Raw genomic sequence first — 26,244 nt, 5'->3', positions numbered from 1 at the left:
CCCGCCACACCCGCAGCACCGGATATGCCCCCAACCGCCCCAAAAAAAACGGGAGAACAGTCACCTGCCCTCCCGCCCTTAACGTCAATTTCCTGTGCCTAAGCCTCCACCCGCACCTCCCGCTGAACCCGCGCCTCACCCAGCTGCGCAAGCACCTGCGCCAGCGAGCGCGTTGGCGAACCTTGTGCCAACACCCCAAGCAACTGCACCAGTTGCAGGTTCAACCCCTGCACCGCCGCCTCGCTGAAGGCCTCAAGCCGATGGTCATAGTGGAACTGCAACTGCCCCTTGAGCTCGACATACAAGGTCAGCGCCGAACTGGTCTGCTCGAAACTGTGCATGCTCTCCAAACGCAAATCACCGAGATCAGCACCGGCCGACGCGGCACTGACCGGATAGTTCTCGAACACGATCACCGTGTCGCTCAACTCCCCGCCCGGCAACCCGGCCCAGTCCTGGATATCGCTCAAGGCGCTGTAGCCATGCTCGCGCATCTGCACATTGCGCCCCTGCAACGCTTGCAGCCAGTCACCCACGCGCTGCCCCGGCTCGATAGTGGCCACCAGCGGCACATCGTTGATGTACAGCCCCAACTGCTGCTCGATGCCCTTGAGCTGGGGCGGGCGCCCGGCGATGGTGGCGCCGCAGGCCACCGTGGACTGAGCGCAATGCACATGCAGGAGCAATAGCCAGGCCGCTTGCACCAGGGTGTTGGCGGTGATCTTCTGCTGCCGGGCAAAAACGGTCAGTTGCTCGGTCTGGGCCTCGTCGAAGTCGAAGTAATGCTGACGATGCCCACCACGCTGCCGATCGCCCTGGGCCATCGCACAGGCACTGAGCAAGGTCGGTGCCTTCAGCGCCTTGAGCTGCTCACGCCAGAAGCGCTCGTCGGCCTGATGGTCCCGGGCCTGCAGCCAGGCAATGTAGTCACGGTAGCCAGCCGGCCGGTGACTGATGGCATGGCCGGTGTAGGCCGCCAGCACATCGTTGAACAGCTGGAACCCACTCCAGCCGTCCAGCAGGATGTGATGGTTGGTACAGATCAACCGGTAGCGGTTTTCCCCCAGCCTGATGGCCTGCAGACGCAGCATCGGCGCCTGGGCCAGATCGAACCCCTTGAGTCGTTCGGCCTGGGCCAGGCGCTCCAGGGCATCGCGGTCCAGGTCCGTGCCGTCGAGTATCTGGAACGGCACCTCGACCTGCTTGTGCACCACCTGCAGCGGCTGCGCCAGGGCCGGCCCCCAGACAAAACGGCTGCGCAGGATCTCATGGGTATCCATCGCCTGCTGCCAGGCCTGACGCAGGCGCAGCGGGTCGACGCCTTGCACATCCATGCACATCTGGTTGACGAAATCCCCCGCCTCATGGGCCTGCAACTCATGCTGCAACAAGGCCTGCTGCATCGGTGCCAAGGGGTAGATGTCCTCGACCTGAGACGGCACCAGCGCCAGGGCATCCAGCTGTTCCTGGGTCAGTCGCGCCAGCGGGAAGTCCGACGGCGTGACCCCGCCGCGGGCCTGGCAGCAGTGCTCCACCAACGCCTGCAGGGCCTGGATATAGTCCCGGGCCAGCGCCTCGATCTGCGCGCTGTCGAACATGCGCTGGCTGAAACTCCAGTCCAGGCGCAGTTGACCGTCGTACACCTTGCCGCTGATGGACAGCCAGTTGCCCAGGGGCGCATCGCTGCTGGTATCCGCGCCATGGGCCTCGGGCGCCGGAACGAACAGCGCCTGGGGATCGTCGAAAGTGCCATCGAACTGCCCCAGGTAGTTGAAGGTGACTCGGGGTTGCGCGAGCCCCTGCAACGCTTCGCGACTGGCCGTATCCCCCAGGTAGCGCAGGGCGCCATAGCCGATCCCCTTGTGGGGGATCGCCCGCAGTTGTTCCTTGATCCGCTTGATCGTGGCCTCGGCGCTGTCCGCGGCGCTCAGGCGCACCGGGAAGACCGAGGTGAACCAGCCCACGGTGCGACTCAGGTCAAGGTCCTCGAAGAGCGGCTCACGACCGTGCCCTTCCAGCTGGATCAGGGTCGAAGCCTGACCGGTCCACTGCCCCATGACCTGGGCCAGGGCCGCCAGCAGCAGGTCGTTGACCTGGGTCCGGTAGGCGGCCGGAGCACGCTGCAGCAAGCGTTGCGTGATCGCGGCATCGAGTTGTACCTGCACACTGCCAGCGTCGCGGCTCAAGGCCTGGGTGCCGGGTTCAACCCCAGGCAACGATGCCTGTGCGCCCGCAAGTTGCGCGTGCCAGTAGGCCAGCTCGGCCCGGGCCTCGGGTCCATTGGCATACGCTTGCAGGCGGCGGCCAAAGGCCTGATAAGAACTGCTCTTGGCGGGCAACTGCACCGCCTGCCCGGCCAGCGCCTGGGTGTAGGCGCTTTGCAGGTCCTCGAACAGCAGGCGCCAGGACACGCCATCCACCACCAGGTGATGGGCCACCAGCAACAGGCGCTGGGTGGAGTCCGCCAGGGTCACCAGCAGCGCCCGCAACAAAGGTCCGCGCTCCAGATCAAGGCTGCCCTGGACCTTCTCGCAGAGCTGTTCCAGCTCGCCGGCATCGACCGCATCGGCCTGCCATAGCAAGTCCGGGCCGGGCTCGGTCTGATCCAGCGGGCCATGGCTGGCACTCCAGCCTGCGGTCCCCTGCTGGAATTGCAGGCGCAAGCCGTCGTGATGCTCGAACAAAGCCCGCAAGCCCCGCTCCAGCGCGTGGGGGTCCAATGGCGTGGCCGGAATCAGCAACACCGACTGGTTGAAATGGTGCCGCTGGGGAATCGGCTCGGCAAAGAACAGGCGCTGGATCGGCAGCAGCGGCATGTCGCCGCTCACCGGTGCCTGGTCGATGTCATCCTGCGTCCCGCACTGCGCTACCGCGGCCAGCCCCTGGATGGTCTGTTGCTCGAACAGGTCCTTGGGGGTGAAGCGGATCGAGGCCTGACGCGCACGGCTGACCAGTTGCAGGGAGATGATCGAGTCACCACCCAGCTCAAAGAAGTTGTCGCTCACACCAACCTGCGCCACTTTCAGCACGTCTTGCCAGATCAGCGCCAGACGCTTCTCCAGATCGCTGCGCGGAGCCACGTAGGCGTGGCTGGCCTGGGCCGTTTCCGGCACGGGCAGCGCCTGGCGATCCAGCTTGCCATTGGGCGACAGCGGCAAGCGGTCGAGAAACAACCAATGGGACGGCACCATGTAGTCGGGCAGGCTCGCCTTGAGGTCCTGGCGCAGCGCCTCGCGCAGCGGCTCCTGGCCCGGCTCGTCGTCAAGACGTGCGGTGTTCATCACCAGATAGGCCACCAGCCGCCGGCCATGGGCGGTGTCCCGGGCCAGAACCACAGCCTCGCTGATCTGTTCATGGGCCATCAGGCGCGCTTCGATTTCCCCCAGCTCGATGCGGAATCCACGGATCTTCACCTGATTGTCGATGCGCCCCAGGTACTCGAACACACCGTCAATGCCCTGGCGCACCACGTCGCCAGTGCGATACAGGCGTCCCCCCAGAGGGCTGTAGGGGTCGGGAACAAAGCGCTCGGCCGTCTGTGCGAAACGGTTCAGGTAGCCTCGCGCCAGACCATTGCCGCCGATGTACAACTCCCCGGCGACCCCTACCGGCAGCGGATTGAGATCGGCGTCCAGGACATAGGCGCTGCGCTCGCCGACGCACTCACCGATGGGCGCATAGGCAGCCGTGCAAGGTTCACCGGCGGTGGTTTTCCACACCAGTGGCGTAACCACGGTTTCCGTGGGCCCGTAGCCGTTGATCATGTACTGGGGACGCAACACTTGCTGGACCAGTTCGAAGCTCGCCTGGGGCATGGCATCGCCGCCGAAGCTGTAGAGGCGCATGGGCGGCGGATTGCCGACCCGCTGCACATGTTCGGCCAACTGATGCAGGTAGGCCGGCGGGAAACCGGCCATGGTCACGCCATGGCTGCGAATCGCTTCACAGGTCTGCTCCGCGGTCCACAAGCTGTCATCACGCAGCAGCAGGCTGGCGCCGCAGACAAAGGCGGTCAGCCAACGCTCATGGGCGCCGTCGAAGGAAAACGACAGGAAGTGCAGTTCACAGTCCTCGGGCGTCATGCCGTAGCGTTCGCCGGTGGTGCGACAGTGCATCGCCAGCGGGCCATGGGCCACGGTCACGCCCTTGGGCTGGCCGGTGGAACCCGAGGTGTAGATCACATACGCCAGGCTTTGCGGGGACACCGTCACCGCAGGTGCGGTGAGAGGATGCTGCCCGACCTCCAGACACGACAGATCAAGCACCGCCAGGCCGGCGGCCGAGGGCAGGCGCTGCAGCGACTCGGTGTCACTGAGCAACAGGGCCATGCCCGAGTCCGCCATGAGGTAGGCCAGGCGCTCGGCCGGGTAGCTCAGGTCCAGCGGCACGAAGGCACCGCCGGCCTTGAGCACCGCCAGCAAGGCCACCAGCAGACCCTCGCTGCGCGGCAGCGCCACGCCGACCCGGACCTCCTGGCCGACCCCGCGGGCCACCAGTTCATGGGCCAGGCGGTTGGCCCGGCGGTCCAGTTCTCCGTAGGTGAAGCGCTGCCCGGCAAACAGCACCGCCTGACGCTCCGGCCAGCGTTGAGCGAGGGCACCGATGCTCTCGTGCACCGCCGGCTCAATCTCCGGTGCGACAGGCGCCACGCATTGGCTGGCCGTCTCGGCGGCGGTCAACAGTTCGATGGCGCCCAGTTGCACCTGAGGGTGGTCGATCATCTGCGCCAGCAGGTGCAGCAGGTGGCCGTTGAGGCGCTCGATCACCGCCGCGCTGAAGGCCTCCCGGGCATAGCCGTAGCTGATGCTCAGACGCTGCTCCAGCGCCACCGCCACCGACAGCGGATAGTTGGTGCGCTCACGACTGTGCACGGCGCCGAAACGCACGCTGCAAGCGTCATCCTGCTCCAGGGCCTGGGCCACCGGATAGTTGTCGAACACCAGCAGGGTGTCGAACAGCGCTTCACCGCTGCTGCCGGCCCAGCGCTGGATATCGTTGAGCGGCGTGTGTTCGTATTCACGCAGTTGCAGGTTGTGCGCCTGAACCTGTTGCAGCCACTGCGCCACGCTCATCTGCGCTTCGGGGGTGCCGATCACTGGCAGGGTGTTGATGAACAGGCCGATCTGCCGCTCGATCCCCGGCAATTCCGAGGGACGCCCGGCCACCGTCGCACCGAAGGCCACAGTGCGCTGTCCGGTGTAGCGCTGCAATAGCAGGAGCCAGGCCGCCTGCAACAGGGTATTGGCGGTGATTTTCTGTTGCCGGGCGAAGGCCACCAGACGCTCGGTCCACTGCGCCGTCCAATCATGGTGGAACTCGCCATGGCCAGACTCTGCCCGCGGGGTTTCAAGGGCAATGCTGCCCGCCAGACGGGTCGGGCTCGCCAAATGCCCCAGTCGCTCGCGCCAGAAGCCTTCGCAGGCGTTCAGGTCCTGGCGCTGCAGCCACTGGATGTAGTCGCGATAACGCCCCGGCGCCTGTGGCGGCACGAACCCGGCGTAGCGTTGCAGCACCTCGCTCATCAGCTGCGAGCTGCTCCAGCCATCCATCAGGATGTGATGGTTGGTGTAGATCAGTTGGTATTGCTGCACCGCGGTCTGCACCAGGCACAGACGCAACAGCGGCGCCCGATCGAAGTGCGCACACAGGCTGCGCTCTTCCCCGGCCAGGGCGTCGAGGGCCGCCTCGCTGGCCTGGCCGTCCGACCAGTCGAGCACCCGGAACGGCAACGCCAGCTGACGCTGGACAATCTGCACTGGCAGTTCAAGCCCGGCCTGCCAGTGGAACGAAGTGCGCAAAATGTCATGGGCTTGCAAGGCGTCCTGCCAGGCCTGGCAGAAACGTTGTGGATCCAGACCCTGGACCGGCACCCGCAGCTGATTCACGTAATCGTCGCTGGCCTGCTCGTAGAGGGTGTGGAACAGCATGCCCTGCTGCATCGGTGACAAGGGGTACAGGTCGACGATGCTCCGCGCGGCCACCGGCAGCGCATCCAGCTGGGCCTGGTTCAGCCCGGCCAGGGGGAAGTCCGACGGCGAGACGCCGGCCGAAGTGTCCAAGGTGCAATGCTCGATCAGCGCCTGCAGTTCCAGCAGGTACTCATCGGCCAGGCGTTGAACGGTCTGAGGCTTGAACAGCCGATGGCTGAAGCTCCAGCTCAGGGAAAGCTCTCCCCCATAGACCTGGCTGTTGACGGTCAACCAGTTCCCCAGCGGCGCCTCGGCATGGCGCTCATCGCCAGCCGCTTCGGCCGCCGGGGCAAACAGCGACTGCGAATCGAAGCTCTGATCGAACTGCCCCAGATAGTTGAACGTGATCCGCGGCTGCGCCAGCCCTTGCAGGCGTTCGCGCACGCTGATGTCGCCCAGATAGCGCAAGGCGCCATAGCCCAGGCCGTTGGCCGGAACCCGACGCAGGTCTTCCTTGACCGCCTTGATCGAGTCCGGAAGCGGTCCGACGGGGGTCAGGCACAGCGGATAAAGGCTGGTGAACCAGCCCACCGAACGTGACAGGTCGACATCGGCGAACAGCTCCTCGCGGCCGTGGCCTTCCAGTTGCACCAGCATCTGCGCGTGTCCGGTCCAACGGCAGATCACTCGCGCCAGGGCGGTCAGCAGCAGGTCGTTGATCTGGGTGCGGTAGGCCTTGGGTGCCTCCTGCAACAGTTGGCTGGTCAGCTCGCGAGACAACCGGGCATTGATCGATGTGCCATGGCACGCCAGGTTCTCCCCGGCGGCATAGTCCAAGGGCAGATCCCGGGGCGCCTGTTCCAGCTGCCGGCACCAGTAGTCCAGCTCGCCGGTGTGCCCCAGGTCCTGCGCCCACTCTTGCAGATGCTCGGCCCAATCCTGGAAGGCACTGGTCTTGGGCGGCAGGGCCAGGGCGGCCCCCTCGGCCAGTTGGCGGTAGAGGCTCTGCAGGTCTTCCAGCAGAATCCGCCAGGACACCCCGTCCACCACCAGATGATGAATGACCAGCAGCAAGCGCTGGCTGCCGTCGTCCAGGTCCATCAGCACCGCACGCAACAATGGTCCCTGCGCCAGGTCGAGGCTGCTCTGGGCCTGTTGCCCAAGGGCCTGGATCGCTGCGGCATCCGTTACCCGCCGCTGCCAGACGCTCACCGGTTCAGCTTGATCCAGGTGTTCGGCCTGCCACAGGCCGGCGTGCTGCCGATACCTCAGGCGCAAGGCATCGTGCTGCACCAGCAACTGGTTCAGGGCACGCTCCAGCCACTGCACCTTCAGTGGTTCGCGGGGACGCAACAGCAACGATTGGTTCCAGTGTTCGCGATGGGGAATGTCGCTGGCAAAGAAGACCTGCTGGATCGGTGTCAGCGGCATCTGGCCACGCACCGGTCCCTGGTCGATGTGCAAGGCCGCGCCCTGCGTGGCCACCGCCGCCAGTTCGAGAATGCTCTGGCAGCGGAATACGTCCCTGGAGGAAATCTGCAACCCGGCCTGCCGCGCCCGACTGACCATCTGGATGGCAATGATCGAATCACCACCCAACTCGAAGAAGTTGTCGTTGATGCCGATCTGTGGCTGGTTCAGCACCTCTTGCCAGATCTGCACCAGGGTCTGCTGCAGCGGGTTCTGCGGGGCCCGGTAGAGGTCCTGCGGGCGCCCCTGCTCGGGGCGCGGCAGAGCCTGGCGATCGAGCTTGCCATTGGGGCTCAGGGGCAGCGCCGGCAGCAACAGCAGGTGGCTGGGCACCTGATGGGCCGACAGGTGCGCATTCAGGTGCTGCTTGAGCCCTTCCTTGCACTGATCCGAGTCGAGCCCGGGCTGGCACACCAGATAGGCCACCAACTGCTTGCCCTGGGGTCCATCCAGGGCCAGTACCGCGCACTCGCGCACCCAGGGATGGCTGTGCAGGCAGGCCTGGATTTCTCCCGGCTCGACCCGGAAGCCACGAATCTTGATCTGCTGGTCGATGCGCCCGCAGAACTCGATGCTGCCGTCGCGGCGGTAGCGCACCTGATCGCCGGTACGGTACAGCCGGCCACCGCCTTGCGGGTCGAAAGGATCGGGGATGAAGCTGGCGGCGGTCAGCTCAGGACGTCGATGGTAACCGCGGGCCAGCCCGGCACCAGCCAGATACAGTTCGCCCAGGCTCCCGATGGCCGCCGGTTGGCCTGCGCTGTCCAGCACATAGGCGCGGACATTGGTCAGCGGCCGGCCCATGGGAATCGAGGCGGCCTGGGACCAGTCGCCCTCCACGGACTGGGTCAGGGCGCCCACGGTGCTTTCGGTCGGCCCATAGTGGTTGACGATGCGGCACTGCGGCGCCAGGCGCTGGATGCGTTGCACCAGGCTCACCGGGCAGGCTTCGCCGCCCAGCACCAGGCATTGGCGTGGCAATACCGCGCTGTTGTCCTCACCCAGCAAAGCCGCCAGGTGCGAGGGAACGATCTTCAGCACATCGATCTGCTGGCGTTGCAGGTACTGGCCCAGGCCCGCACCGTCAACCGCCAGATCGGCGCCGATCACGTGCAGTGCCTGGCCGCCGCACAGGGCACCGAACAGCACCGTGTGGCCCAGGTCCGCTGCCGGCGTGGACACCAGCGCCATGCTACGGGCCGTTGCCAGCGGCAGGCGCTGGTGAATCGCCGCCACGTAGTTGGCCAGGGCGCCGTGGCTGATGGTCACGCCCTTGGCCCGCCCCGTGGAGCCGGACGTGAAGATCACGTACGCCAGGTGCCCCGGAGCCGTCAGGGGTTCGAGATTGTCGTCACTCAGGGCCTGACGCGCCGGCGAATCCTCAAGGGGCTCGATACAGAGCCCCGGCAGGTCGGCAAAGCGCGCAATCAACGGTTGCTGGGCCAGCAACTGGGTAATGCCGCTGTCCTCGATCATGCCGTTGAGGCGCTCCTGAGGGTATTCCGGGTCCAGCGGTACGTAGGCGCCACCCGCCTTGAGCACCGCCAGCAGGCCAACGATCATCTCGATCGAACGTGGCGCGGCGATGCCCACCAACACATCCGGCCCCACGCCACGCTCACGCAGCTGGCGGGCCAGGCGGTTGGCCTGGGCATTGAGCTGTCGATACGTCAGTTGCCGCTCGGCGCAGACCACCGCCAGCGCATCAGGGCTGCGCGCCGCATGGGCCTCGACGCAGGCCGGCACCGACAGGGGTGGACGCTCAAAGGCGCTGCCGAGGTTCCACTGCTCAACCATCTGTGCGCGCTCTGCCGCTTCCAGCATGGGCAGTTCACCCAGACGCCGTTGCGGTTCGCGCACCACGGCCCGCAACAGATTGAGCCAATGCCGGGCCATCTGCTCGATGGTCTGCGGGTCGAACAAGTCGCTGGCGTAGACCAGGGCCGCGTGCAGGCGCCCGCCTTCTTCATGGGTGTTAAAGGTCAGGTCGAACCGCACGGATTCGCTGTCGCTGGTCAGGGCCTCGATCTTCAGCCCGGGAATCTCCACCCGGGCCCCTTCGTTGTCTCCCGCCAGGTGGTTGTAGAGCACCTGGAACAGCGGGCTCTGGTTCAAGCTGCGCTCGGGCTGCAGGGCATCGACCAGTTGTTCGAACGGCAGGTCCTGGTGAGCCTGGGCCTCCAACACCCGGGTCTTGACCTGGGCCAGCAAGGTGCTGAACGACTGCTGCGGATCGACCTCGGCCTGCAACACCTGGGTGTTGACGAAAAAGCCGATCAGCCCCTCGACTTCGGCCCGGGTGCGGTTGGCCACCGGCGTACCCACGCGGATGCTCCGGGCACCGCTGTAACGCTGCAGCAGCACCTGCAGGGACGCCAGCAACAGCATGAACAGGGTGCAGCCGGTGCTCGCGGCCAGCTCCCGTAAACCACGGTCCAGCTCCTGATCGAAGACCAGGGCGTGGCGCCCGCCCCGGGCGCTGCGCACCGCCGGCCGCGGCCGATCCAGGGGCAGTTCCAGGGTCAGCGGCTCGGTGCCCAGGCGCTCGCGCCAGTACTGCAACTGGCGCTCGGCTTCGCCGGCTTCCAGCCACAGGCGCTGCCAGACGGCAAAGTCCGCGTACTGCACCGCCAGAGGGGGCAACTGCGGAGCGCTCTGGTGCTGGCGCCAATGCTCATAGGCGCGGGTCACCTCGCCCACCAGGATCGGCAAAGACCAGGCATCACTGATGATGTGGTGGGTGCAGAACAGCAGCACATGCTCCTGCTCGCCAAGCTTGATCAGGGTCGCCCGCAGCAGTAGGTCATGCTCCAGGTCGAAGGGACGCTCGCCCTGCTCCGCCGCCTGTGCGGCCACCTGTTGGCCGGCATCGGCAAGCTGGCTGTAGTCCAGGCGTTGCAGGAGGAATTCGCGCCGAGGGTGAATCACCTGCATCACCTGTTGGCCGTGCAGGCTGAAGGTGCTGCGCAGCACTTCATGCCGGTCAATCAGGTACTGGATGCTGCGTTGCAGGTCGGCGTCCCGCAGGTCGCCCTGCAGGCGCAGTACCGCCAATTGGTTGTAGGCGCTGGAGGCGGGCTCCAACTGCCAGAGAAACCACAGGCGCTGCTGTGCATAGGACGCGCACATCAGCGCCTGTGGCTCGCTGCGCCCGGGGATCGGCAACAGGTCCAGGGACAGCCCCTGCTCGATCATCTTGCGCTGCAAGGCGCTACGCTCCTGGGGGCTGAAGGCGGCGAACCGCTTGGACAGCGCCAGCATGCGCTCGGGTAACGGATTCATCACTCCTGGGCCTCCGCAAACAGGGCTTCCAAGGCATCGACCTTGTCCCCTGTCACCTCGGAATCTCGGTGCAGCTCGACCTGACGGGCCAGCAGTTCCACGGTCTCGCCTTCGAAGAACACCCGCAGCGGCAAGGACAGGTTGAGCTCGCTCTGAACCTTGGAACGGATGCGTGTGGCCAGCAGCGAGTGCCCGCCCAAAGCGAAGAAATTGTCGTGAACACCGACCCGCTCCAGCTGCAGCGCTTCCTGCCAGATGGCGGCCAGGGTGGCCTCCAGCTCGTTTCGCGGCGCCACATAGGCACTGCCTTGCAGCTCCAGGGCGCTCAGGGCGTTACGGTCCAGCTTGCCGTTGGGGGTCAGGGGGAAACGCTCCAAGACACTGATGAACGCCGGCACCATGTACTCGGGCAACTGCTCTCGCAGTTGGGCCAGCAGGACCTGTTCCTGGGCCTCGCGGTCCTCGGCCCGGGCCAGCACCACATAGGCCACCAGCTGCTTGCCGGCAACCGTGTCACGAGCCACCACCGCGGCTTCGCGCACATTGGCGGCCTGCCCGAGCAGGCTCACGATCTCGCCCAGCTCGATGCGGAAGCCACGGATCTTCAGCTGGAAATCGATCCGGCCGAGGTAGTCGAGCCTACCCTGGGGCAAGCTGCTGACCCGGTCCCCGGTGCGATACAGACGTGCGCCCGGCGTGGTGGCGAACGGGTCGGGAAGGAAGCGGCTGGCAGTCAGCCCCGGACGCTTGAGGTAGCCACGGGCCAGGCCTGGACCACCGATGAACAATTCGCCCTCACGACCGATGCCGGCCAGTTCGGCTTCTTCGTCCAGCACCCGCAGGCGCGTACCGGCGATGGCGCCACCAATGGCCACACGTTCATCCACAGGCGCCTGCGTCACGGCGAAAGCCGAACACCAGACCGCACTTTCCGAAGGGCCGTATTCATTGACCAGCAAGGTCTCGGGCAGCAGCTCCCGGTGCCGCACGGCCAGCTCCACCGGACAGGCTTCACCGGCCACGATCACGCAGCGCAGTTGCGGCTGCTGCAAGGCTTCGAGGATCTGCGCGTAGAACGACGGCAGGGCCAGGAAGTGGGAGATGCGCTGCGCCTCGATCAGCCCGGCGACCTGTTGCGGGTCCTTGTGCTGCTCTTCGCTGGGCAGGTACAAGGTCGCGCCCTGGCTCAGGGTCCAGAAGATCCCCGCTACGGAGCTGTCGAAGGAGAACGAGGACAGCATCAGGAAACGCTCCAGGGGCGCCTGGTAGAACGCCCCCCGGGCCAGGGTCGAGGTACTGGCATTGGCGTGGGAAACCATCACGCCCTTGGGCCTGCCGGTGGAGCCGGAGGTGTAGATGACGTACGCCAGGTTGTCAGCCGTGCTGTTGCTCGCCGGTGCCTGGGCATCGCCACTCAACAGCTGCGGGTCCAGGGTGATAAGCGGCAGGTCGGCCGCCAGGACGAGGTCCGGGTGCAAGGGCTGCAGGCTGATCAGGCAGCGCACCGCCGAGTCTTCGAGCATGAAGGACAGGCGTTCGCTGGGATAGGCCGGGTCCAGCGGCAGGTAGGCGCCACCGGCCTTGAGAATGCCCAACAGGGCCACCACGATCTCGATGGATCGCGCGCCATACACGCCAACGATGGCGTCGCTGTCGACCCCTTGCTCGCGCAGTCTGTGGGCCAGCTGATTGGCCTGACGATTGAGCTCGGCGTAGGTGACCTCCAGGCCATCGACATGGATCGCGGCACGCTGGGGAAAGGCCCGGGCCGCCTCTTCGAACAACTGGTGCAGCAGTGGTGCATCGGCGGCGCTCAGGTCCGCGCTGCGATCAAAATCCTGTAACAGGCGCCGCGCCTGATCACCGCTGACCAACGGCAATTGCTCAAGACTCAAGCTGCTGTCCGCGGCGGCCGCTTTGAGCCACTGGGCGAACTGTTCCAGCCAGGCTTCAGGCAGGCCTTCAGGCAGCAGCCGCGGTTGCCAGCTCAGTTGCAGCGACAGCCGGTCGGCATCGGCCCGGGCCCAGAGGTGCAGCTTCTCGAAGCAGGCCTGATCAAGGAACAGTTCCTGCGCCTCGCTGCCCTCGATGTAGGAGCACCCCAGGTCCAGGGGGCGAGGCTGCTCGGCACCGAACACGTCCAGCTCGTTCAGGCAATCCTGCCAGGAACGGCTCAGGTCAAGTTGGTGACGGAATGCCTGCAGGTTGTCCTGCAGCGTGGCCTGGGGTTGCAGGGCGACGGCCACCGGCAGGCGCCGGCTGAAATGCCCCAGGGTCTGCTGCAGCTGGTCACTGCGGCCGTCGACGGTCAGGGCCACCAGCAGCGAATCCTGCTGGCTCAACCCGGCAAGAAAACCGGCCCAGAGGAACAGCAGGCTGTCCTCGACACTCAGCTGGGCCGCACCGGCCAGTTGGCGCAGTGTCGGTGCCAGCTCGGTGTCCAGGCGGCATTCCTGCAACTGCGGGGCGAAATCCAGGCGCCGCTCGAAAGGCAGGCGCACCCCCGCCTGCCGTTCGGCGTACAAGGTGCGCCAGAACTGCAGGCCCTCGCGGCCGATGGCCTGCTCACTCAGCTCACCCTGCCAGGCGGCGTAATCGGCGTACTGCAGGCCGTCGAACGGTTGCAACTGCCCTCCCGCGCAGAGTTGCTGCAGTTCGGCCATCAGTTGCGCCAGCGACTGGCGGTCACAGCTGGCCAGGGCCACGCTGACCAGCAACTGGCGATCCAGCAACGAGGCCACCAGGGGCACTTCGGCCAGGGCCAGGCGATCCTCGGCACGGGCCTGTTGCACACTTCGCCCCGGTTCCAGAATCAGGCGCAGACGCACCTGGGCCGCAATGTCCTGCACCGGCTGCTTGAACCCGGGCATCTGCCGGTAGGTGGTGCGCAGGATTTCGTGGCGCTGGCACAGCTCGTTCAGCGCGGCCTGCAGCACAGCACGCTCGGGCGGCGTGTCGAAGGACAGGAGCGCCTGCGCCGCCAGCGGCTGGCCCAGGTACTGCTGCTGGGAAAGAATTGCGGCCTGCTGGGCCGAAATCTGAAACGTCTCTGCTGGGGTAAAGTCGGTCATGCTGATGTCCTTAACCAATGGCCACGTCGGTGCTTTTCAGCGGGACGGCCATGGCTGTGAGTATTTTGCGCGGGCCTGAATATTCATTGCGGGCGTGCAGGGTGAGGATGTTGTCGAGCATCACGACGTCGCCCTTCTCCCAGGGAAACTCCACCATCACCTCGCGATAGAGCTGTTGCAGATGGGTGATGTAGTCATCGGGGATCGGGCTGCCGTCGCCGAAGAAGGTGTTTTGCGGCAGGTCCTCGGGCGCGAACTCCGCCAGCAGGCTGTCGCGGATGCTCTCCGGCAGGGTCAGGGCGTTGAAGAAGGTCGCGTGGTTGAACCACACGCTTTCGCCGGTACGCGGATGCCGGACCATGGCCGGGCCCTGCTGCCGGGTGCGCAGGCGATTGCCGGATTTCCATTCCGGGGTCACGCCGATCTTCGCGCAATAGGCCTCGACCTCGGCGTGGTTGTCGGTCTGGAACACGGTCTGCCAGGGCAGCCCCATGCCGTCGCCATAGTTGCGCACGTAGAGCACGCGCTTGCGCTGGAACTCTTCGCGCACCTGCGGATCGATCCGTGCCAGCAAATGCCGGGTATCGCCGAACGGCGTCTCGCCACCGGTGGTCGACGGCACGTCGCAGTAGAAATACAGGTGCAGCGGAAACACCGGGGAATAGGAGTGCTCGTTGTGAGGAAAGATCTTTTCCGCGGCCGGGTAGTCGGTGGAGCTGTAGACATTGAGCTTCTTGGTGATCTGGGTCCGCGGCGAGGCTCGGAACAGGTACTCCAGGGCGCCACCGGAAATCGCATCGACGCATTGGTTGAACTCATTGATGTCCTGTACCGCGAAGCCGCGGAACAACAGCGTCGCGTGCCGGTCGAGCTTTTCCTGGAGCAGCTCGCGGTTTTCCCCGGCCCACTGCGCCAGACCCACGCCGGGAACGTTCGGCGTACACAGCAGAGGAATCGAGCTGTTTTCGAACAGCGGCGTGAACGTCACCAGACTGGACTGGTCCAGGCTCAAGCTCTTGCGCCGTCCTTTGCCCAATGCCGGTATGGCTTGAGACTCGAATTTCGACATGACCCACCTCCGATTCGCGGTATCAGGCGCGGCGATCGCACGCGCCTGCATGATTCTTCAATAACGGCTTCACTCGACCGGCACGCGTCCTGGACGACGTCGCTGAATCGGGTGCTGTTGCTTGAGCAGGGCCTGACGCTGCTGCAGCTGGTCCCGCTCGCACAGGTACTGAATGTCCCGGGCCTTGCTCAGCAACCCCGCCAGCGGCGCTCGGGTGTCGGCCAGCATCAGCTCGAACACGGCCTGCAACTGCTCGAACAGGCACGCCATGTCAGCGGCGGTGTAGAGCCCTGCATCGCACTTCAAGCCGAGGTAGATGCCCTGTGGCGCATTGACGAACTCGGCCACCAGGTCCAGCTCCGCGGCAGCCCTGCCGGCCGCTACCGGCTGCACGTCCAGGCCGTCGATCGACAACGGCTGATCAAGGCTCTCCTGATAGATGAACTTGATGCTGAACAAGGGCGAACGACCGGCACGCCGAGCTACCCGGAGCGCTTCCACCAGACGCTCGAAAGGCAGATCCTGGTGATCCGAGGCACCGATGACCGCGCTCCGTGTCACCTGCAGCAAGTCGCCCACGCACTGTTGTTCCTCGACACTTATCTGCAACACCAGTTGGTTAACGAAGAAGCCCACCAGATCTTCAACGCCGGCGTGATTGCGGTTGGCGATATCGGTGCCCAGACGCACCCGCGGGCTGTCGCTGCGCTGCCCCACCACCAGGGCGAACCCGGCCAGCAGCAGCATGTACAGGGTCACCCCCTGGGCACTGGCAAAGGCACGCAGCGCCTCGCTCTGGGCCGCCGGGAAGTGGAACTCATGGAGGTCGCACAAGGGTGACGGCTCCTGCCCGGGCGGCACCGTGGCACTGGCGGGCAAGCGCGTGAGGTGGTGGTCGTCACCCAGCACAGCACGCCAGTAGTCCAGTTGCCGCTGCAGTTCGCCGCCTTCGAGCCATTGCCGCTGCCAGACCGCGAAGTCCACATACTGCAGGGCCGGCTCCGGCAACGGGCTGGCCGTGGCGGTGCGATGGGCGTGATACAGGACCACGAACTCGGCCGGCAGGATGCCGAACGACCAGTGGTCGGCGACGATGTGGTGCAGGGTCATGAGCAGCAGGTGCCGTTGTGGCGCCAGCCGCAGCAAGCGCACCCGCATCGGCGGGCCGGAGATCAGGTCGAAGGGTTCCCCGGCCTGTTGCTGCACCTGCTGCCGGGCCATGGCCTCGCGCTCGGCCAATGGCAAGGCGCACAGGTCAACGAAAGCGAAGGACAACGGCAGCTGGCGATGGACGTGCTGCCAGCTCTCGCCCTCGACCTCGCTGTAGGTGGTACGCAGCACCGAATGACGCTGCATCAGCGATTCGAAGGCTTGCCGCACCGCATCGATGTCCAGCTCGCCATGCAGCTCCAGGGCCCGGGCAATGTTGTACATCGAGCTCTGCGGCTCCAGTTGCCAGAGGAACCACAAGCGCTGCTGGGCAAAGGACAACGGCTGTGGCCGCGAGTCATCCACACGCTGCAGGGCCGGGACCGAGGCAGGCGCATCGGCGGCGTCCAGGGCAGCGACGAAGGCCTGCAGGTCCGGCGCATCGAACAGGGTCCGCAGCGCGGCCTGCAAGCCCTGTTCATGCCGCACTCGGCTGATGACCTGAGTGGCCAGCAACGAGTGCCCGCCCAGGGCGAAGAAGTTGTCCTGCAAACCGACCCGGTCAACCTCCAGCACGCTCTGCCAGATCGCCGCCACCTGCCGCTGCAGCGCCGTGTGCGGGGCCACATGAGCGGCCTGCGAGGCACTCAGGTCAGGCTTGGGCAAGGCCTTGCGGTCCAGCTTGCCGTTGGGGTTGAGGGGCAGGCGCGGCAACAGCAGCACGTGGTTGGGCAACATGTAGTCCGGCAGCTGTTCCTTGAGCCCGGCCTTGATCAGCACGCCACGTTCGGCTTGCGCCTGCGCGTCGCCCAGGCCCTCGCCGACCTCCCCGGGCACCACATAGGCCACCAGTTGCATGCCGTTGCCGGCCGGCACCGCCAGCACCACGGCCTCGCGTACATCAGGGCGAGCCAGCAGGCGGGCCTCGATCTCCCCCAGTTCGATGCGAAAACCGCGGATCTTCACCTGATGATCGATGCGCCCCAGGTATTCGAGCGCCCCCTGAGGGTTGTAGCGCGCCAGGTCGCCGCTGCGATACAGACGCGCACCAGGCCGGCTGGCAAAGGGATCGGGAATGAAGCGCTCGGCGGTCAGCCCGGGTCGGTCGAAATAGCCCTGGGCCAGGCTCGACGCAGAACCGATGCACAGCTCCCCGGCGGCGCCCTCGGGCAGCAGATTGAGGTCACCATCGATGATCCGCAGGTCGCGGCCGATGATCGGCTGACCAATGGGAATGCCATAGACCTCGCTGGCGTCCTGCTCCCGGCAGTCGTGGACACTGGAGACCACAGTGGCTTCGGTGGGGCCGTAGGTGTTGACCAGGCGCACAGCACCGAGCCCAGCGCCATGCCACAGACGCAAGCCCTCCACCGACATCGCCTCGCCACCGACATGCACCTGGCGCAGGCGCCCCAGGCTGCGGATACCGTCCGCCATGCATTGCTTGGCCAACAAGTGCCAGTACGCCGCCGGCAGGTCCGCCAGGGTCACGCCCTGACTGACGATCACCGCCGCCAACTGCTCCACGGCCCAGGGCTCGTCGCCGCGCATCACCAGCGTCGCGCCGAGACACAAGGCCGGGTAACACTGCTCGACGAAACCATCGAAGCTGAAGGTCGCGAACTGCAGCACCCGGTCGCTCGCGGTGAGCGCCGAATAATCCGCCGCCGCCTCGCAGAACGCCGACAAGGCGCGATGATCGATCGCCACCCCCTTGGGCACACCGGTGGAGCCCGAGGTGTAGATCACATAGGCCAGGTCCTGCGCGCGGGCCCGGTTCTGCGGGTCGGTGCTGGAGTACTGGCTCAGGCGTGGCGCCAGGCTCGGCAGGTCCCAGTGCGGCACGTTGTCGGGCAGCAGGTTCTCGGTCCACGAGCCGGTATCGCTGAGCAGCAGGCTCAGGCGGCTGTCGGCGATCATGAAGGCCAGACGCTCCTGCGGGTATTGCGGGTCCAGCGGCACATAGGCCGCACCACTCTTGAGCACCGCCAGCAGGCTGACGATCAACTGCGGCCCGCGCTTGAGCGCCAGGCCGACCCGATCACCCGGGCCGATGCCCTGGGCTTGCAGGCAGTGGGCCAGGCGGTTGGCCTGGGCGTTCAACTGGCCATAGTCCAGGCGTTCGGTGTCGACCAGCAGGGCCAGTGCCTCGGGGGTGGCCGCGGCCTGCGCCGCGATCCGCTGGTGCACCAGCCGTGCCTGGGGCTGCACCCGCTCGGCCATTTGGCCGCGCTGCAACAAACCCTGGCGGGCCGGTGCGGTCAGCAACTGCAAGGCCCCCAGAGCTGTGTCGGGATCGGCCATGAATTGTTCCAGCAGGTGCCGTAGCTGGGCGCTGAAGCCCTGGACCTGTTCCGCGCTGAAACGACTGCGCGCATAACTGAAGTCCAGACTCAGTTGCTCCCCTAGCTCGATGCCCAGGGTCAGTGGGTAGCTGGTCTGCTCGTGGTTGGCCAGCCCGCCGAACCGCAGCCCTGCCGGGGCCCCCTCCTTGAGCGCCTGGGCAACGGGGAAGTTCTCGAACACCAGCAGGCTGTCGAACAACGGCGTGCCCTGGTGCCCGGCCCAGCCTTGGACCTCGTAGAGCGGCACGTGCTCGTGCTCGCGCAGGCTCAGATTGAGTTCCTGCATCTGCTCCAGCCACTGCCCCACTCTCAGCTGCGAACGGGGCTGGCAGATGATCGGCAAGGTGTTGATGAATAGACCCAACTGCTGCTCGATGCCCGGCAGCGGTGCCGAGCGCCCGGCCACGGTGGCCCCGAAGATCACGCACTGCTGCGCCGAATAACGCTGCAGCAGCAAGGCCCAGGCTGCCTGCAACAAGGTGTTGAGGGTGACTTTCTGCTGCCGGGCGAAACGCCCCAGGCGTTGCGTCAGGGTGGTGTCGAAACTGTCCAGGTGCTGCCCATGGCCACTGCCCGACGCCGGCCGGCGGACCCCGTCGGCCAACAGGGTCGGCGCCTCCATGGCTTGCAGGCGCTGGCTCCAGAACTGCTGTGCAGCCTGGGCCGGCTGCTCCTGCAACCAGCCCAGGTAGTCGCGATAGCGGCCCAGGGGGGCGGGCAAGGGGGCACCCGCGTACAACTGGATCACTTGCGCCAGCAGGCTGGCATTGCTCCAGCCATCGAGCAGCAGGTGGTGGCAGGTGTAGATCAAGTGCCAGTGGTTGTCCGCTATCGGCACCAGCAGCAGGCGCAGCAAGGGCGCCCGGTCCAGTTCGAACCCCTGGCGGCGCTGTTGCTCGGCCAGTTGGTCGAGGTCCGCCGGCGCCGAGGGCAATACCTGCAACGGCAGCTTGACCTGGCTGCGGACCAGCTGATGAGCGCTGTCCAGGCCTTCCCAGTGCACGCTGCTGCGCAGGATCGGGTGACGTTCCAGTGCGCTCTGCCAGGCCTCGGCGAAGCGCTGCGGGTCCAGGCCGTGGATGTCCAGCCGCAACTGGTTGATGTACGCCTGCTCCTGGGGCTCGTAGAGGGTATGGAACAGCATGCCCTGCTGCATCGGCGTCAGTGGGTACAGGTCCTCGATGACGGCCGCCGGAACCGGCAGCGCGTCGAGCTGTTGCTGGGAGATCCGCGCCAGCGGGAAGTCCGAAGGCGTGGCCTGGGGCTGTTGCAGGCTGCAGCAGTGCTCGATCAGCAGGCACAGCTCGGCCAGGTAGTCATCGGCCAGTCGCTGGACGCTGGCCTCACTGAACATTTCCTGGCTGTAGCCCCACTGCAGGGCCAGTTCGCCGCCATAGACCTGCCCTTCCAGGGTCAGCCAGTTGGCCAGGGGAGCCTGAGGATCCTGGGCCTGCCCGCTGCTCTGGCTGGCCGGTGCCCACAGCGCCTGTTCATCGAACTGGCGATCGAACTGCCCCAGGTAGTTGAAGGTGACCCGAGGCTGCGGCGCCGACGCCAGGGCCTGACGCTGAGCCGGGCTGCCCAGGTAGCGTAGCAGGCCGTAGCCCAGGCCCTTGCTGGGGATCGCGCGCAGTTGTTCCTTGATGCCCTTGATCGCCGCCCCGGCCTGCTCCGCGGGCTGCAAGCGCACCGGGTACAGGCTGGTGAACCAGCCCAGGGTGCGGGTCAGGTCCAGGTCGTCGAACAGGTCCTCGCGGCCATGTCCTTCGAGCTGGATCAGCGCCGACGCCTGCCCGCTCCAGCGGCACAGCACGCGAGCCAGCGCGGTCAACAGCAGGTCATTGACCTGAGTGCGGTAGGCACTCGAGGCCTGCTGCAGCAGTTGCCGGGTCAGGCCCGTCGGCAATCGCGACTCGATCTTGCGCCCATGCCGATTCTGCAACCCGCCCGCCGGGTTGTCGCAGGGCAGGTCGACCGCCCCGGCCTGCTGCGCCAGCCAGTACGGCAGCTCGTCCTCACACCGTGGCGCATGTTCCTGCAGGCGCCGGGCCCAGGCCTGATAGGCACTGGTCTTGGGCGGCAACTGCAAGGGTTGCGCCGCCGCCAGTTGCCGGTAGGCCAGCTGCAAGTCTTCCAGCAGCACCCGCCAGGACACCCCGTCCACCACCAGGTGGTGGATCACCAGCAACAGCTGCTGGCGACCGGCTCCGCGCTCCACCAGGACCGCGCGCACCAGGGGGCCGGCCTGCAGGTCCAGGCTGCGCTGGGCCTCATCGCACAACGCCGCCAGGTCCTGATCATGTTCCGCCCGGCACTGCCACAGGTCGACGTGGCTGGCCGGCTCGGCATAGGCCTGCTGCCAGCCCCGCCCTGCGTCAACGAAACGCAGGCGCAGGGCATCGTGATGATTGATCAGTTGCACCAGCGACGCCTGCAACAGCTGCGGTTGCAGGTGCTGGCGCGGATCGAGCAGCAACGACTGGTTCCAGTGCCCCCGCCGAGGTACTTCCTGGCCCAGGAACCAATGCTGTACCGGGGTCAACGGCACCTCGCCGGTCACCGGCCCCTGGTCGATCTGTGGCTGATCGTCAAGGACCGCAACCTGGGCCAGGTGGCGCACGCTCTGGTACTGGAACAGGTCCCGGGGGGCCAGGCGGATGCCAGCCTGACGGGCTCGACTGACCACCTGAATCGAGATGATCGAATCACCGCCCAGTTCGAAGAAGTTGTCGTCAAGACCCACCCGCTCCAGCCCCAGGACATCGCACCAGATGCCCGCCAGGGCCTTCTGCATGGTGTTCTCCGGGGCCACGTAGGCCAGTTGCGGCGCCGCGTCGGGCAGCGGCAGGGCCCGACGGTCGAGCTTGCCGTTGGCGGTCACCGGTAGGCGCTCCAGGGCCAGCCAGTGATGGGGCACCATGTACTCCGGCAGGCTGCCGGCCAGCCAGGCCCTGAGTTCATCGCGCCAGTCCCCGGCCAGGGCCGTTTCCTGCAACACCAGGTACGCCACCAGGTGCTTGGCGTTCTGCACCAGCACCACCGCCTCACGCACGCCCGGATGCTCCATCAGCCGCGCCTCGATCTCCCCCAACTCGATGCGCAGGCCGCGTAATTTCACCTGATGATCCAGGCGCCCCAGGTACTCGATCACGCCATCGGCGCGCTGCCGTACCCGGTCGCCGGTGCGATACAGCCGCGCGCCCGCCTGGAACGGGCAAGGCACGAAACGCTCGGCAGTCAGCGCCGGGCGCCGGTGGTAGCTGCGCGCCAGGCCGGCGCCGCCCAGGTACAGCTCGCCGGCCACACCGGCCGGCACCGGTAGCAATTGCGCATCCAGCACATGGGTGCGCAGGTTGGCGATCGGCCGGCCGATGGGCACGCTGCTCGCGCCTTCATCGACACAGGTCCAGTGGGTGACGTCGATCGCCGCTTCGGTCGGGCCGTACAGGTTGTACAGGGCCGCGCCCGGCAGCCGGGCGAAGACCTGCTGCTGGGCTTCCAGGGGCAGGGCCTCGCCACTGCAGACGATGCGCGTGAGGCTGACGCAGGCGGATGCGCCGCTGTCGTGGATAAAGGCCTGGAGCATCGACGGCACAAAGTGCAGGGTACTGATCTGCTGTTCGGTAATGATGCGGATCAGCCGCGCCGGCTCCCGGTGGGCGCCCGGGTCCGCCATCACCAGACGCGCGCCGGTCATCAGCGGCCAGAAGAATTCCCAGACCGAGACGTCGAAGCTGAACGGGGTTTTCTGCAGCACCGCGTCGCGGGCGTCCAGGCCATAGGCCTGTTGCATCCAGTGCAGGCGGTTGACCAGCGCTGCATGGCTGTTGCCAGCGCCCTTGGGTTTGCCGGTGGAACCCGAGGTGTAGATCACGTAGGCCAGGTTCAGCGGGTCGAGGGGCAGTTGCAGCGGGCTGTCGCTGTAGGCATCCAGCCAGTCCCGTTGCTGGTCCAGGGCCATGATCCTGAGCAGAGGCGCCGCCGCGCCGGGAACCGGCAGCGACGGCAGCAGCGCGCTCTGGGTCAGCAACAGGCGGATGCCGCTGTCTTCGATCATGTAGCTCAGGCGTTCCGGCGGATACTCCGGATCCAGCGGCACATAGGCGCCACCGGCCTTGTGGATCGCCAGCAGGCCCAGGACCATTTCGACGGAGCGCTCGATGCAGATCCCCACCAGCACGTCCGGCCCCACGCCCTGTTCGCGCAGCAGGCGCGCCAGCCGGTTGGCCCGGGCATCCAGTTCGGCGTAGCTCAAGCGCTGCTCACCGAACACCAGGGCACAGGCCTCGGGGGTGCGCCGGACTTGGGCTTCGATCAACTGATGCATGCACAGCCCGCTGGGGTAAGCCACCTGGGTGGCGTTCCAGTCGTGCACCAGGGTCTGCTGCTCGCGGGCATCGAGCATCGGCAACTCGCCAATCCGCTGCTCGGCATCCCCCAGCATGGCCTGCAGCAGGCTGAGCCAGTGGCGCGCCATGCGGGCAATGGTGGCGGCCTCGAACAGATCGTCGGCGTAAGTCAGGGCGGCGTGCAGCGTGCCGGACTTCTCGTAGGTGTCCAGGGTCAGGTCGAACTGGGTGGTGCGACTCTGCCACTGCACCAGACTCAGCTCCAGGCCGGACGCGGTCTGCACCGTGCTGATGTCCGCCACTTGCGGCTGGTGGTTGTACATCACCTGGAACAGCGGTGTGTGGCTCAGGTTGCGCTCCAGCTTGAGCGCCTCGACCAGTTGCTCGAACGGCAGGTCCTGGTGGGCCTGAGCCCCCAGCGCCGCGTCCTTGACCGCCTGCAGCAGCTCACCGACCCGGGTCTGGCCCGTGAGCCGGGTCCGCAGCACTTGGGTGTTGACGAAGAAACCGATCAGCCCCTCGACTTCGGCGCGGTTGCGGTTGGCGATGGGCACGCCGACACGGATATCGTCCTGGCCGGTGTAGCGCTGCAGCAGCACATTGAAGGCGCCGAGCAACAGCATGAACAGGGTGACGTTGTGCTGCCTGGCCAGGGTCCGCAGCTGTTCGGCCAGCTCTGGCGCCACGGCAAAGTCATAGCGGGTGCCACGGTAACTGGGCACCGCCGGCCGCGGATGATCGGTGGGCAGCTCCAGCACCGGATGCTCGTCACCCAACTGCGCCTGCCAGTACTCCAACTGCCGCGCCTGCTCCCCCGCTTCCAGCCAGCGGCGCTGCCACAGGGCGTAGTCGCTGTACTGGATCGGCAGCGGCGGCAGTTGCGGCGCCTCGCCCCGCTCGAAGGCGTCGTAGCAGCGGATGAACTCGTCGATCAGCACATTCATCGACCAGCCGTCGGAGACGATGTGGTGCAGGGTCAGCAGCAGCACGTGCTCCTGCTCGGCGAGTTGCAGCAGCTTGACCCGCAGCAGCGGACCATTGCCCAGGTCGAACGGCAGCAGCGACTGGCGCTGGGCTTCGGCCGCCACCGCCTGCTCGCGCCCGGGGGCGTCGATGGTGCTCAGATCGAGAAACTCCACCGACAGCGAGCCTGTCGCCGGTGCCTGTTCCAGGCGGTCGTCGGCATGGCGCTTGAACACCGTGCGCAGGGTTTCGTGGCGCGCCACCAGGGCGGCGAACGCCTGCTCCAGCGCCTGGCGATCCAGCGCTCCGTTCAGGCGCACCGCGCCCGGCAAGTTGTAGGCACCGCTCTGCGGGTCCAACTGCCAGAGGAACCACATGCGCCGCTGGGCGTAGGACAGCTCCTGACGGTCCTCGACGGCCACCTCGGCCGGAATGGGAAACAGCGAAAAGTCGATGTTTTCCGCTCGCAGGCTATCGAGGAATAACCGGCGCTTCTCTAGCGGCAGCTCGATAAACCGGCGTGCGAGTTTCAGGGACTTTTCAGCGTTCATCGGGGGTTCATCCGTACATGTTGGGTATCGAGCAATGGCTCGGCTATCCCTACGAAACGGATGGCCCAGGAGAAAAATTAACCCCGCCCACGGCGGACGCAGGGGCATCGCCACGGTAAATTGCACAGGCCGCGGCTCGTCAAATCAGGACCTTCTCCTTAACAAGGTCGCGATCATGTCCTCAGCCACTTCTCTGGCCAGTGCCCTGGCCCAGGGCCTGCGCAAACTGGTAGGTGTCGGAGCCCAGCCACCTCGGGGCTACCGCCTGATCAACGTCGAGCTCAAGCAGCGCATCGAGCTCAGCCCGTCCATGCTGCGCCTGGTGTTCAGCGGCGAAGACATCGCCCAGGCGCGCACCCTGGCGCCGGACCAGCGCATCAAGCTGCTGTTTCCCGGGGCCGACGGCACGCCGCCGCAACTGCCGGCGCAAGGGGACTGGCAGGCGGCCCGGCGCCAGTTGCCGGCCGAACAGCAGCCGCCGATGCGTACCTACACCATCCGCGCGCTGCGCTTGCATCCGGCGGAGCTGGATGTGGATTTCGTCCTGCATGGGGTCAATGGCCCGGCCTCGGCCTGGGCCACCCATGCCCGGCCCGGCGACTGTCTGCAGATGGTGGTGCCGAACAAGGCCTACAGCGGCGACCCCGGCGGTTACGAATGGCTGCCCCCAGCAGGCATTGGCAAGGTGCTGCTGATGGGCGATGAAACCGCGCTGCCGGCCATCGCCGGGATTCTCGAAGAGTTGCAGGACTATCCGGACTACCCGGATGTGCAGGTGTTCATCGAGGTGCCCCATGAGAGCGACTGCATCGACCTGCAGTGCCATCCGCAGACCCGGCTCAGTTGGCTGCCCCGGGACGTGCTGGGGGCGCAACATGGCGAACCTCTGATCCATGCCGCCCGGGAGCTGGCCGAGCTGCCGCCGGCCAGCGCCGGGCGCCGGCCGCTCAAGGTGGCCGAAGGCGACCCTGAACAACGCCCCTGGGAAACCGCCAAGCCGGCGGACAACCGCTTCTACGCCTGGGTGGCCGGCGAGTCGGCCACGGTGATGAGCATCCGCCGCCACCTGATCAACGAGCGCGGCCAGGAGCGTCGCAACCTGACCCTGATGGGCTACTGGCGCCTGGGCGGTTCCCTGGGTTGAGCCCGCGCCGCTAGCCGCTGCCGCGCCCGCGAAGCGACGCAAAGGCCCGCCGGGCTTTGCCTGGCGAGCAACCGTCAACTCCGGCGTGGGGCGCTTCCTGTGTCCCTGCGGGACGTTGGCGGCCTGCGTCGGCGCTGCAACCCGACGCGCCTTCAGACAACCATGGCCGCCGGTTGCAGGTGACGGCGGCGCTGCACCTCAAGGTGGCCCTTGATCAGGCTCAGCACCCGGGCTTCGTGTTCATGAATGAAGAAGTGCCCGCCCGCCAGCATGTCCACCGAGAAGCTGCCATGGGTCTCCTTGCTCCAGCCGATCAGTTGCTCGCCGGTGGCGCGGTCGGCCTTGCCGCCCAGGACGTGCACCGGGCAGTTGAGCAAGGGCCGCTGCAACGGTCGATAGCCTCCGCACAGGAGGAAATCGGCCCGCAGGATCGGCAGGGTCAGGCTCATCAGTTCCTGATTGGCCAGCACCTCTTCGCTGGTGCCGTTGAGGGTGCGCAGTTGCTCGATCAACTGGGCGTCAGTCTTGGGCTCGGCAAACCCCCGGTCATATTCACTGCGCAGGGTCGGCGCGGCGGTGCCCGAGGCGAACAGCGCCAGCGGTTCCGGGCAGCCGAGGGCGCGCAGGGCGTGGGCCAGCTCGCAGGCCAGCAAGGCCCCCAGGCTGTGGCCGAACAAGGCGTAGGGGCTGTTCAGGGCGGGGCGCAGTTCCTGGGCCAGCTGCCGCGCCAGTTCACGCAGGTCGGTGTGCAGGGGCTCGGCGTAGCGGCTGCCACGCCCCGGCAACTCCACCGGTTGCAGGTGCAGCCACGACGGCAACTGGCGGCGCCAGCGGCTGTAGACCATGGCGCTGGCACCGGAGTACGGCAGGCACAGCAGGTTCAACTGGGTCACGGTTATTCCCTCGACGAATGGACTGTTAAGAGAACGCGGCGTGGGGCGG

Annotated in this window: 6 protein-coding genes; 1 reads left to right on the top strand and 5 read right to left on the bottom strand. The window is 66.6% G+C overall.

Going from position 1 to position 26,244, the window contains the following annotated elements; all coding sequences use genetic code 11:
- Window positions 1-98: 98 nt before the first annotated feature.
- From BLV47_RS09435 to BLV47_RS09420, 4 genes are all read right to left on the bottom strand, one after another.
- Window positions 99-10,661 (bottom strand): non-ribosomal peptide synthetase, encoded by a 10,563-nt coding sequence (locus tag BLV47_RS09435; RefSeq protein ID WP_092312526.1) that lies wholly within the window; start codon window positions 10,659-10,661, stop codon window positions 99-101.
- Entirely contained in the window at window positions 10,661-13,732 is a 3,072-nt protein-coding gene (locus BLV47_RS09430) for a non-ribosomal peptide synthetase (RefSeq protein ID WP_092312523.1), read from the bottom strand. Before BLV47_RS09430 ends, BLV47_RS09435 begins: the two co-directional genes overlap by 1 nt.
- Before the next feature lie 10 nt (window positions 13,733-13,742).
- Entirely contained in the window at window positions 13,743-14,801 is a 1,059-nt protein-coding gene (locus BLV47_RS09425) for a TauD/TfdA family dioxygenase (RefSeq protein WP_092312520.1), read from the bottom strand.
- A 69-nt stretch (window positions 14,802-14,870) separates the two neighbouring features.
- Complete coding sequence (locus BLV47_RS09420; RefSeq protein WP_092312517.1) at window positions 14,871-24,158, bottom strand: non-ribosomal peptide synthetase; 9,288 nt, start codon at window positions 24,156-24,158, stop codon at window positions 14,871-14,873.
- 175 nt (window positions 24,159-24,333) lie between these two features.
- On the opposite strand from BLV47_RS09420, the gene BLV47_RS09415 reads away from it, so the two are divergent.
- Window positions 24,334-25,302 (top strand): siderophore-interacting protein, encoded by a 969-nt coding sequence (locus tag BLV47_RS09415; protein WP_092312514.1) that lies wholly within the window; start codon window positions 24,334-24,336, stop codon window positions 25,300-25,302.
- 152 nt (window positions 25,303-25,454) lie between these two features.
- On the opposite strand, the gene BLV47_RS09410 is transcribed toward BLV47_RS09415, so the two are convergent.
- Entirely contained in the window at window positions 25,455-26,195 is a 741-nt protein-coding gene (locus BLV47_RS09410; protein WP_092312511.1) for a thioesterase II family protein, read from the bottom strand.
- Window positions 26,196-26,244: the final 49 nt, after the last annotated feature.

This window comes from Pseudomonas saponiphila, from assembly GCF_900105185.1.
GTDB lineage: Bacteria > Pseudomonadota > Gammaproteobacteria > Pseudomonadales > Pseudomonadaceae > Aquipseudomonas > Aquipseudomonas saponiphila.
Note: the sequence above shows the minus strand (reverse complement) of the source record. Positions and strands in the feature narration are given on the sequence as shown.